This is a genomic window from Thiothrix sp. UBA5583 (genome assembly GCA_002425225.1).
GTDB classification, from domain to species: domain Bacteria; phylum Pseudomonadota; class Gammaproteobacteria; order Thiotrichales; family Thiotrichaceae; genus Thiothrix; species Thiothrix moscowensis.
Window position 1 is genome coordinate 63432 of record DILV01000007.1, and the last position, 12033, is coordinate 75464.

A 12033-nucleotide genomic window follows, 5' to 3' on the forward strand; every position below is an offset into this window, starting at 1 on the left:
TGTTAATGTTGCCTGTTTTCCGCAAGTCATGGGCTTTTGTGTAAAATGACAGACATGAAAACACAACAGGATGTAATGCAAATAATGTTGTTGCATAAAGGTTTGTTGCGGGTAGTGACATGGATGATGTTGGCCTGCTTACTGCCTGCTAGCGGGTTGGCTTCCCAGCCAGTACTGGAGAATGTGACCCTGCAACTGAAATGGTGCCACCAGTTCCAGTTTGCCGGTTATTACGCTGCCCAGGAAAAAGGCTTCTTTCATGAGGAAGGTCTGAATGTCAGCCTGCTTCCCGGTGGGCCAGCGATTGCGCCCCTAACCGAGGTGATGGAAGGGCGGGCGCAATACGCTATTGACGCAGGCGAACTGGTGTATTACCGCTTGCAGGGTAAACCGGTGGTGGCGCTGGCAAGCATTTTCCAGCATTCCCCGGCAGTGTTGATGACGCTGAGCAATTCCGGTTTGCGCACCCCGCACGACCTTGCATACAAGCGGGTCGGTATTCTGGTGGGCGGCAAACCCATCGTGGAAATGGCTGCCATTTTTGTCAACGAGGGCGTCAAGTTGGATGCCTTGGCGTTGCATTCCAATGCGGTTGGTATGGATGCCCTTGCCAAAGGGGAGCTGGATGCCGACTACGGTTACATGACCACGGATCCTTTCCGCAACCAGCAGGCAGGACGTGAGATACATTACATCCAGCCAATCAACTACGGGGTCGATTTCTATGGCGACACCCTGTTCACCACCGAACGGCATATACAGGAATATCCCGAGCAGGTGGCTGCCTTGCGCCGTGCGGTGGTGCGCGGCTGGCAGTATGCACTGGATAACCCGGATGAAATCATCAATATCATGCTGGAGCGTTATCCCGACCTTGAGCGTGATGCGCTGAATTTCGAGGCTGAAAAAATCCGCGAACTGGTTAGGCCAGACATTGTGCAAATCGGGCACATGAACCGGGAGCGCTGGCGGCGTATGGCGGATACCTTTGTAAAACTGGGTATGGTGAATGACACCACTTATCTGGACGGCTTTCTGTATGACAACGGGCAAAAGCCGGATTATGCCTGGGTATGGTGGACACTGGGGGTGCTGGGTATTGCGGTTGCTGTCGGTTTCTTTGTCAGTGGTGTGGTTGGCTGGCTGAATGGGCGTTTGCAGGAAAAGAATGCCTTGTTGCAACAGGCCATACAGGCGCAGCAGGAGACCGACCAGCGCTTGCAGGAAAGCCAGCGTTCCCTGCAAAGTCTGGTCGGCAATTTGCCGGGCATGGCTTACCGTTGCCGTCATGACCGTGACTGGAGTATGGAATTTGTCAGTGAAGGCTGCGAATCCCTGACCGGGTATCCGCCAGTCATGCTGACGGGTACGCACAGGCTGGATTATGCCAACCTGATTCACCCGGACGATATGGATCGGGTCTGGCAACTTGTTGATACGGCAGTCACTGCGCGACAGCCTTTCCAGCTAACCTACCGTATTCGCCACCGTTTGGGCGAATGGCGTTGGGTGTGGGAACAGGGGCATGGTGTGCAATGGGATGCAGCAGGTGTACCGCAATTGCTGGAAGGCTTGATCATGGATATTACTTCACAGGTCGATACCCAGCAAAAACTGCAACAGGCCAAGGACCAGGCGGATGCGGCCACCCGCGCCAAATCCATTTTTCTGGCGAATATCAGCCATGAAATCCGTACCCCCCTGAATGCTGTTACCGGGCTTGCCCAGTTGTTACAACAGGCTGGGCTGGATGGCAGGCAGCGTGATTACGTTGAGCAGCTTTACAGCTCTTCGCGGCTGTTGATGGGGATTGTGGAAGATGTCATGGACTTTTCCTGTATCGAAGCGGGGGAAGTGGTGTTGCGTCCGGCAGCATTCAATTTGCAGGGTATTCTGCAAAGTGTCGGGCATATGATTCAGGGGCAGGTGCAAGCCAAGGGACTGTTGTTTCATCTGGAGCTGGATACCAGCATACCGCCGGTACTGGTGGGCGACCCTTTGCGTTTGAGTCAGGTGCTAAACAATCTGTTGGGCAATGCGGTCAAGTTTACCCGGCAGGGCAGCGTGTTGCTGCATGTCAGCCAGCAAGCGGCAACCGATGGTCAGATCCGTTTGCAGTTCAGCGTGCGGGATACCGGCATAGGCATTTCTGCCAGCCAGCGGGAACGTTTGTTCGAGCCGTTTGTGCGGTTGGAATCAGGGCATCCGGGCACGCAAGGGGCGGGGTTGGGGCTTTCCATCAGCCGTCGCCTGATTGAACTGATGGGGGGCAGCATCCGGGTGGAAAGCATTCCCGGTGTGGGGAGCGAGTTTTCGTTTTGCGCCGATTTCGGCGTGGAAGCCCGGCATACTACGCTGACAAACCGGCCAGTGGTCAGGTCTGAAAGTATGGCATCAGGTCTGGCAGGCAAGCGGATTTTGCTGGTGGATGATGAGGCATTGAACCGTATGCTGGCTCAGGAGTTGCTGCACATTTTCGGTTGTCAGGTACAGAGCGCCAGCAGCGCGGCTGAAGCCCAGGCAATACTGGAGCAGGCAACGTTTGATGCCGTGCTGATGGACGTTGAAATGCCCGGTATGAAAGGTGACGAGCTAACCCGGCAATTGCGTAAGGATTCGCGTTGGCAGACCCTGCCAATTATTGCCCTGACGGCTCATGCCACTACAACAGTCCGTGACCAGTGTCTGGCAAGTGGCATGAGTGATTATCTTGCCAAACCGTTTGAAGTGGCGCAGTTGCAGGCAATCCTGTTGCAGTGGGTAGACAAGCCGCTCAGCCAGCATCCGGTGCTGGCTTTTTCGCAGGTGGCAGTGGCGCAAGATAGCCAATGAACAGCAGCAGGATGCCCACACTCAGGAAAGACGCAATCCGTGCTAGCGTGCCAGACGAGGCGAAATCCACCACAAACAGTTTCAGTACTACCGCTGCCAGCAAGGTAGCCCCGCTACTCCACAACAGACGGCTTCCGGTGCGGTTGCCACGCCAGGTCAGCACCAGCCCTGTGAGTGTCCACAAGATAGCCAGCCCGGTCTGGGTACTGGGTTCCGCCAGCAAATCCGGGAATACCCACGGCAAGCCACCCCAATGATGCTGGACACGCAGCCAGACAACATTGAGCCATAGGAAAGCCAGCACCAGCAACACTTGCAGCACCGTCTTGCCGCTTGCGCCATCCACTGCCAGTGCCGGGAATATCTGTTGCCGGGTAAAGGTGCGGTACAGTGACAGGCAGGTGACACCCAGCAGCAAGGCCACCGCATCCAGCGGGTTCAGCAACGGCAACCACGGCAACGGGCTGCTGTCACCAGCAAAGCGCAGTGATGCCAGCAGCCAGAGTGCCAGCAAGCCCGCCAGCGGAATGCCAACCCCCAGCAGCAAACCAGACTGGTAAGCCGGAACAGGCCACCACTTGCCACGCATCAGCCACCACAGGCCAGCAATACCTGCCAGTGGCAGGCTGGCGACATACCAGGCATTGGTGGTCACAAAATGTGCCAGCATCTGCACATGGGTTTCATGGCTCAGCAACAGGAGCACCAGCCACATAACGGCTACCTGCATGAATACCAGCCACTCGCCCAGCCAGCCACGTTGCTGATAGCGGAACAACACTGCGTACAGGCCAGCGATGTTGGCAGGCCACAGCCACCAGCCCTGCGCCAGCAGCAATGATTCCTCGCGTGTCGCCAACTCCAGCAGCGCCATACCTGCCAGCAACACTGGCAACAGCAGCAGGATGCGCAACAGGCTCCATTCCGCCAGCCAGCCCATTGCCAGCAGCAGGAGGCAAACCAGCAATGCATAAGCCAGATGCAGGTCGATAAACTGCGTATCCAGACTGAAACGCACAATCTGTAGCTCAAACAGCGCGGTCAGGAACAACAAGCCACTCAACAGCAACACAATGGCCAGTGGTTGTTCATAGCCCCGTTTGCCCACAAAATGGGCTGACAGCAAGCGGCTGGATACCAGCATGGCAAGCGCGACCAGCAGCATGGTCAGGAAATGCTCGTTGAAAAACGCCATCGCCCCGGCAGGCAGTGGTTTGAATGCCATGCCCCACAGCAGCGCCAACAAGGCTGCATAATGCAGCAGGATGGCAAACAGTCGCCGTAACCATTGCTGCTGGCGGATACTGATCCACAGGATACCAGCCCCTTCCAGCGCCCAGGCTGAGGAAGTGGCAACCCCATCTACCGCAAACGGAATGGCCAGCGTCAGGAAAATGACCCCCAGTGCCAGGAAGGTATCCGCCAGCAATTGCTGCGCCTTGCCAAAACGCAGCCGAATTCCCCACCTCGCCAGCAGGTAGAACACACCAACGACCGCTGCACTGATGGCGATGCCGTATTCAAACTGCTGTACCAGCGCCACCTGCATTCCAAAGCCCAGCAAGGGTGTGCCGAATACCAGTGTGCCATCCACCTTGTCCTTGAAGCTGACCGGGGTACGGGTGGCAAACAGCACTGCAATCGCCACATAAAATACAAAGAACAGGATCAGGAAGGGTTCGGTGGTGTTGAAATTTTCCGGCTGATAGCTGTGCCAGCCCCACAAGCTGGCAATCACGAACGTGAACACAAACCCCAGCAGGTTCAGCAAGCGCCACGAGCGGAACCAGGCAATGCCGACAATTCCAGCGTTGAGGATGGCATAAAAGCTGAACAGGCCAATGTAATTGTTGCTGTCGGTTGAGGTTAGCAGCGGCGCAAGAAACCCGCCCACCGTGGCATAAGCCGCCATTGGCAGACTGTTTTGCATGACCGCCAACCCAGCGGCTGCGGCAACAATCACCACCAGCAAGGCAAACGCAGGGGTAGCGGGTAACAGGTGATATAGGCTGAATGCGCCAAACACGGTCAGGTACAGCAGCCCAACCCCGCCTGCTTGCAAAATCAGGCCGTATGACCCGGCACGCTCCCGCAGTTTCCAGCCATAGGCCAGCAAGGCCAGTGCTCCGGCAGCGGCTCCGGCTAGGCGCATTTCCACCGGAATCAGGTTGTGTTCCAGTGAGTAGCGCAGCAGGAACACCACGCCTATGAACAGCAGCACGATACCTGCTCGCACAAACGGGTTGCCGCCGACCAGCCAGTCCCAGGCGGCAGTGAATGCCTTGTCCAACACTGTTCCTTGCGGTGGTGCCGGTTGCCGCTCGGGTTGTGGGCGGGTTGGCGCTGCTATCCACTGTTCGCTGTCGCCATCTGGCTGGATGCTGCTGTGTGTAGGTGTCGCTGTTATGGGGGCAGGTTCTGCGACATGTTCATGGCTGGTACGGGTAATCACAGGTGTTGTGGCTTGGTGGGGAATCTCGCTGGTTTGCGGGCTATGCGTCAGCCGTTGTTGCAGATGCCTGACCTGTTCGGACAACTGGTAAACCCAGGCCAGCAACAGGCCAAGCAGCCCGCCAGTGATGGGGGATTCGTCAAAAGCCGTAAACAGGGCGGCTCCAGCAATCAGGCTGAACAGTACAAGCATGGCAGTCACCTGCGGGTTGATCACGGGCTCAAGTATAGGGAGCTTGCAGGCGGTGGGCAGCAATAGCAGGATAGGTGGAGATTTTTGGCGCTGTCAGTAGCGAATATCGCTACTTTGGGCAAAGAAAAAGGGAGCGCAGTGCGCTCCCTAACTCCTTTATTGGTATTCTCAGCGGAGAATGCTATTGCTTATTTCAAATCATCGCCGGTCATTGGGGTCAGGGCAGTCGCATTCTTGGCGATGTCTGGCAGTTTGTCTGCCGCGACTGTTACCAGACCTTTGTCAGCCAGATAACCATCCACGCCCATTGCATTTTCGCTGACGTATTCAGCAACAAATTCCTTGATGCCTTTTACTTGATCAACGTGGGCGTTTTTCACGTAAACGTACATGGAACGGGACATCGGGTAGCTTTTGTCGATCACGGCTTCGGCGGAAGGTTTCACCCCATCAATACCCAGACCGTTGAGCTTGTCTTCGTTTTGCTCCAGGAAGCTGAAACCAAATGCGCCCAGTGCATCAGGGTTGGCTTCCAGTTTTTGCACGATCAGGTTGTCGTTTTCGCCTGCTTCGATGTAAGCACCATCTTCACGGATAGTTTGGCAAGCCGCTTTGAAGGCTTTTTCGTCTTTTTCTTTCAACGCTTTCAGGGAGTCGATTTTCTTGCAACCGCCTTCCATGCCGAGTTCGTTGAACGAGTCACGAGTACCGGAGGTTGGTGGCGGACCGAGAACTTCGATCTTGACAGCAGGAAGCTCAGGATTGACATCTTTCCAGGTTTTGGCGGTGTTGGGTACGAGCTCGCCCTTGTCGTTAGGCACGTCTTTTGCCAGCGCCATGTACAGGTCTTTCAGGCTGAAGTTTTTGAACTCCTGGCCTTTTTTGGATTGTGCAATGGTCAGGCCATCGTAACCCATGTGGATTTCAGTGATGGCATCAACGCCATTTTTTTTGCAGTCTTCAAACTCGCTTTTTTTGATGCGGCGGGAAGCGTTGGTCAGGTCTGGTGTTTCGATGCCAGCGCCTGCACAGAACAGCTTCATGCCACCGCCAGTGCCGGTTGCTTCAACTTTAGGAGCCGGGTTGCCGGTTTTCTTGGCAAACTGTTCAGCAACAGCCGTGGTGAATGGATAAACGGTGGAAGAACCAACGATTTCGATGTTGTCACGTGCCTGAGCAGCAGTAGCAGACAGCGCCAGAGCGGCAGTGATTGCCAGAACAATTTTCTTCATTTGAAAATCTCCAAAATTTGCATGTCGAATTCTTTGTCAACCATTTTCGGCTGAACTGTGGTGTACTCTACGGTGCAAATATGACAGCTTTGTGACAATCGGAAAAATATTGCGTTGCAGACTTTTGCTTGCCAGCATAGGCAGATAATGTCGGCAGAACCCATAAAAAGGAGCAAGTAGTGAAGCCAATTCGCCGAATTTTTCGCCTAATCCGTTTGGTACTGCACATTTTGAACGGGGTTTTCCTGACTCTGTTGTTTGCGGGATTGTTGCGTATGTCATTTGATACCCCCTTTTTCAAACGTCTGGTTGGTTGGTGGCTGGGGCGAATTCCGCACCTGATGGGCATACGGGTCAGTGTGACCGGTGAACCGGCAGGACAGGCGGTGCTGATGGTTGCCAACCACATTTCCTGGCTGGACATCGCGGTGCTGGGGGGCGCTGCCAACCCGCGTTTCCTTTCCAAGCAGGAGGTGCGGCACTGGCCGGTGATTGGCTGGCTGGCAGCTAAATCCGGTACGCTATTCATCACGCGTGGGCAAGCAGGGGCGGCGGCACAAGCGGCTTCCACCATCCTGCAAGCCTTGCAGTCGGGCAGGGGGGTGCTGCTGTTCCCGGAAGGCACGACCACGACTGGCAACGATGTGCGTACTTTCCATGCGCGTCTGTTTGCCCCGGCGTTTGATGCGGCAGTGCCGGTACAGCCGGTGGCGTTGCGCTATCCCGGGGCGGATGGTCTGACCCATCCGCTGGTTCCTTATGTGGATAACCAGTCGTTGATGGATAACCTCAAGGCAGTGCTGGGGGAAACGGGGCTGCGGGCAGAGGTGCATTTCCTGCCACTGGTGGAAACCAGCGGCATGGATCGCAAGAGCGTGGCTGCCCGCTGTGAACAACAGATCCGGGCAGCGGTACGCAGCGAGGGTTAAGGGTTAGTGGCTGTCGCGCTGGTTGGTCTGGTTGCCATGACCGCTGTGGCTGTGGTGGCTGATTTTGTCCATGACTGCATACAGCACGCCGGAAACTACAAAGGTCAGGTGGATGCCAATCATCCAAGCCATGTGACGGTCGGTATAGTTGTCAACACCCATGAAGGTTTTGAGTAGCTCCACCCCGGAAATGGCAACAATAGAGCCGATCAGTTTCAGCTTCAGGTCGGTGAAGCCGATGTGCCCCATCCAGTCCGGTCGGTCGGCGTGCCCGTGCAGGTCTTCCATCTTGGAGACGAAGTTTTCATAGCCGCTGAAAATGATGATGACCAGCAGGTTCATGACTAGGGAGATGTCAACAAGGGAAAGCACCCCCATAATGATTTCATTATCGGAAGCGGTGAACAGGTTGGAGAGCAAAAACCATAACTGCTTGCCTGCCTTGACCAGCAGGACGACCAGCGAAAGCACCAATGCAAGGTAGACCGGGGCAATCAGCCAGCGGCTGGTAAACAGGAAGTGTTCAAAGTGGTTTTCCAGTTTTTTCATGTGGGGAATCTTCTTGGGGTAGCTAAAAACCGGGCAATCATAGCGGTCGCATGGGTTGCCAGCAAGCAACCACCCAATCTTCTGAACCCGGCAATGGACAATACGACAGGTGGGAACTGGGTGAATTGTTAGCCCTCACCATAACCCCCGCCACCCGGTGTAGCCACCGTCAACACATCCCCCGCTGCTACCTCCACCTGCGCAATGCCTTCCAGCGTTTGCAAATAGCCATCGGCACGTAATACACGATTCACGCCGCACTGCCCATTCCTGCCGCCCGCCATCCCATACGGCGCAACCTTGCGATGCCCCGACACAATGCTCACGGTCATTGGCTCCAGAAACCGGGTTTTGCGCACCACACCATCGCCGCCGCGCTGTTTGCCTTTACCGCCAGAATGCGGGCGAATGTGGAACGCTTCCAGCCGCACCGGAAAGCGCGTTTCCAGAATTTCGGGGTCGGTCAGACGTGAATTGGTCATGTGGGTATGCACCGCGCTTGCACCGTCTGCTTTAGCCGTTGCTCCCGCGCCGCCGCACAGGGTTTCGTAATATTGGTGTTGTGCATTGCCCCACGTCACGTTGTTCATCGTGCCTTGTGCCGCACCCATAGTGCCGAGTGCGCCGAACAGCGCGTCGACTACGTATTGCGAGGTTTCCACATTGCCCGCCACCACTGCCGCCGGGTATTGCGGGTTCAACATTGAGCCGGGGGGAATGATGATGTGCAACGGTTTCAAGCAGCCTTCGTTGAGCGGGATATTGTCTTGCACCAGACAGCGGAATACGTACAGCACCGCAGCGCGGGTAATCGCAGTTGGCGCATTCAGGTTGCCGGGGTGTTGCGGGCTGGTTCCGCTGAAATCCAGCGTAGCGGAACGATTTGCCGCATCCACGGTAATTTGCACGCAAATGCGGCTGCCATCGTCCATGTCATACTGGAAACTGCCATCTTTGAGATTGCCAATCACACGCCGCACCGAGGCTTCTGCGTTGTCCTGCACATGGCGCATGTAGACTTGCACCGTTGCCAAACCCATTTGTGCAATCATGCCGGTAAGCTCGGTTTCACCACGGGTACACGCCGCCAGTTGTGCCTTCAAATCGGCGATGTTGTAGTCGATATTCCGCGCCGGGTACGCACCCGATGCCAGCAATGCACGAATTTCAGCTTCGCGGAAATGCCCACGCTCCACCAGTTTGACGTTGGTGAGGAGGATGCCTTCTTCGTCAATCGTGCGGCTTTGCGGGGGAATCGAGCCGGGGGTAATGCCGCCCACATCCGCATGATGCCCACGGGTGGCGACGTAGAAAATGATGGTGTTGCCACTTGCTTCAAACACTGGTTTGACGACGGTGATGTCGGGCAAGTGCGTGCCGCCGTGATACGGGTCGTTGAGGACGTAGGCATCGCCTGCTTGCATTTGCCCCGCGTTAGCACTGATGACGGCTTTGATGCTTTCGCTCATGCTGCCCAGATGCACCGGCATGTGCGGCGCGTTTGCCACCAGATTGCCGGAAGGGTCGAAGATCGCGCAGGAAAAGTCCAGCCGTTCCTTGATATTTACCGATACTGCCGTTTGTTCCAGTACGAAGCCCATTTGTTCAGCGATGGACATGAAGAGGTTGTTGAAGATTTCCAGGCGGATGGGGTTGGGGGTATCGTGCCTGTGGCTCCCCCCCATCCCCAGCCCTTCCCCCGCAAGGGGGGCAGGGAGTGAAGAGGAGGAGGGGAGAGAGCACATCTCAAGATTGCCGAGTTCGGTTAGTTGAACTTTCCAATTAGGTTCAACTACCACCGTCCCGGTACTTTCCAGAATTACTGCTGGCCCTGTAATTATTTGTCCAACACACAAATGATCCCGTTGATAAAATGGCGTATCCCGCCATTCCCCGCGCATAAACACCTGATGCGAAGTGATGTACTCTTCGCTCCCTGCCCCCCTTGCGGGGGAAGGGTCGGGGAAGGGGGAAAGTCGGGCTTCAGCCCGACCCACAGCAATCCCCTCCACCTCAACACTCGCCACCACCACCGCTTTTTCGGCCGCAGTAAATCCAAATCGCTGCCGATGCCCCCCCTCAAACGCTGCCCGAATCCCCGCCGCATCCTCACCAACCCATGCCACCAGCAAGCTCGAATCCGATCCCGCATATCGGCAATGCAAGCGCGTTTCATGTCGTATGTGCGCCGTGTTGACACCTTGGCTACGAATATGCGCCGCCGTTTCCGCCACCAATTCTACCTGTCGTTGCTGCAAACCCACCAGCAGCGCATCATCCAACACCGTTTCCACACTGCGCGTCACAATATGGCGCACATCCGCCAGCCCCATGCCATACGCTGACAAAACGCCCGCCAACGGATGCAAAAACACCTTGCGCATTCCCAACGCTTCCGCCACCAGACACGCATGTTGTCCACTCGCTCCGCCAAAGCAGCACAGCGCGTATGCGCTCACGTCATAACCGCGTTGTACCGAAATCTTTTTAATCGCATTTGCCATATTCTCAACAGCAACGCTGATGAAACCTTCGGCGACTTGTTCGGGTGTGAGGCTGCGGCTGCGTTCAGCCAGTCTGGTGAATTTTTCTCGCACTACCGTCACATCCAGCGGTTCATTGCCTTCGCGCCCGAAGATATGCGGGAAATAATTCGCCTGCAATTTACCCAACAACACATTGCAATCGGTGATGGTTAATTCGCCACCACGCCGATACGCCGCAGGCCCCGGATTGGCTCCGGCAGAATCGGGACCAACGCGGAAACGTTGCCCATCGAAATGCAAAATCGAACCGCCACCCGCAGCAACAGTATGAATCAACATCATTGGCGCACGAATCCGCGCCCCGGCAATGTGGCTTTCCAGCGTGCGTTCGTATTCGCCTGCAAAGTGGCACACATCGGTGGATGTGCCGCCCATATCAAAGCCAATCAGCTTGTCGAAACCCGCCGCCTGTGCGGTTTGCACCATGCCGACCACGCCACCTGCTGGCCCTGAGAGAATCGCATCCTTGCCCGCAAAGTGATCCGCATGGGTCAAGCCGCCGTTGGATTGCATGAAAAACAGTTTCGTATCCGGCAATTCCCGCGCCACTTGCTCCACATAACGGCGCAACACCGGGGAGAGGTACGCATCCACCACCGTGGTATCGCCGCGCCCGACGAATTTGATCAGCGGGCTGACCGTGTGGCTGGTGGAAATCTGGGTGAAACCAATGTCGCGGGCAATCGCTGCCACCAAGGTTTCGTGCTGCGGGTAGCGGTAAGCGTGCATAAACAGAATCGCTACTGAGCGCAAACCCTTGGCGTAAGCGGCTTGCAGGGCAGGGCGGATTTGCGCCGCATCCGGTGCTTGCAGGATTTCACCGTCAGCAGTAATGCGTTCGTCGATTTCCAGCACGTCGGTGTAGAGCATTTGCGGCAATGTAATGTCAAGCGCGAACAGATCGGGGCGTTGCTGATAGCCAATCCGCAAAGCATCGCCGAAACCGCGCGTCGTCACCAGCAGCACGGGTTCGCCTTGATGTTCCAGCAGGGCGTTGGTGGCAACGGTCGTACCCATCCGCACCGTGTCGATGTGTGCGGTGGGGATGGCTTGCCCAGCCTCCAGCCCCAGCAAATCGCGAATGCCTTGAATCGCCGCATCGGGGTAGCGTTCCGGGTTTGCGGATAGCAGTTTGTGGGTGCGTAATGTGCCGTCCGGGGTGTGCGCCACGATGTCGGTGAATGTGCCGCCACGGTCGATCCAGAATTGCCAGCGGGCTTGGGTCATGGGGATGCTCCAGGGGTTTGAGGTTGCCTATTTCGCCGGATTATATCAGCGTTATGCTGCACGGCTTTGGTTCA

At 56.2% G+C, this 12033-nt stretch carries 6 protein-coding genes; 2 read left to right on the forward strand and 4 right to left on the reverse strand.

The genetic code is table 11. The features are described from left to right. Positions 1-84: 84 nt before the first annotated feature. A complete protein-coding gene (locus tag B2U47_RS01590; RefSeq protein WP_296677384.1) occupies positions 85-2832 on the forward strand; it encodes an ABC transporter substrate-binding protein in 2748 nt (915 codons plus the stop codon). Here B2U47_RS01590 and B2U47_RS01595 read toward each other — a convergent pair. Together B2U47_RS01595 and B2U47_RS01600 are read right to left on the reverse strand one after the other, a co-directional pair. Then, positions 2774-5476, reverse strand: a complete 2703-nt coding sequence (locus B2U47_RS01595) for a DUF2339 domain-containing protein (protein ID WP_296677380.1) — start codon at positions 5474-5476, stop codon at positions 2774-2776. The genes B2U47_RS01590 and B2U47_RS01595 overlap by 59 nt on opposite strands. Before the next feature lie 188 nt (positions 5477-5664). Then, the gene (locus B2U47_RS01600; protein WP_296677378.1) at positions 5665-6708 is read right to left on the reverse strand and encodes a substrate-binding domain-containing protein; all 1044 of its coding nucleotides are present in this window, start codon (positions 6706-6708) and stop codon (positions 5665-5667) included. A gap of 275 nt (positions 6709-6983) precedes the next feature. On the opposite strand from B2U47_RS01600, the gene B2U47_RS01605 reads away from it, so the two are divergent. Then, positions 6984-7637 carry a lysophospholipid acyltransferase family protein gene (locus B2U47_RS01605; protein WP_296677375.1) on the forward strand — a complete coding sequence of 218 codons (654 nt, stop codon included), beginning with the start codon at positions 6984-6986 and terminating at the stop codon, positions 7635-7637. A gap of 3 nt (positions 7638-7640) precedes the next feature. On the opposite strand, the gene B2U47_RS01610 is transcribed toward B2U47_RS01605, so the two are convergent. Continuing rightward, positions 7641-8186, reverse strand: a complete 546-nt coding sequence (locus B2U47_RS01610; protein WP_296677372.1) for a TIGR00645 family protein — start codon at positions 8184-8186, stop codon at positions 7641-7643. A 128-nt stretch (positions 8187-8314) separates the two neighbouring features. After that, a complete protein-coding gene (locus tag B2U47_RS01615) occupies positions 8315-11959 on the reverse strand; it encodes a hydantoinase B/oxoprolinase family protein (protein ID WP_296677369.1) in 3645 nt (1214 codons plus the stop codon). Positions 11960-12033: the final 74 nt, after the last annotated feature.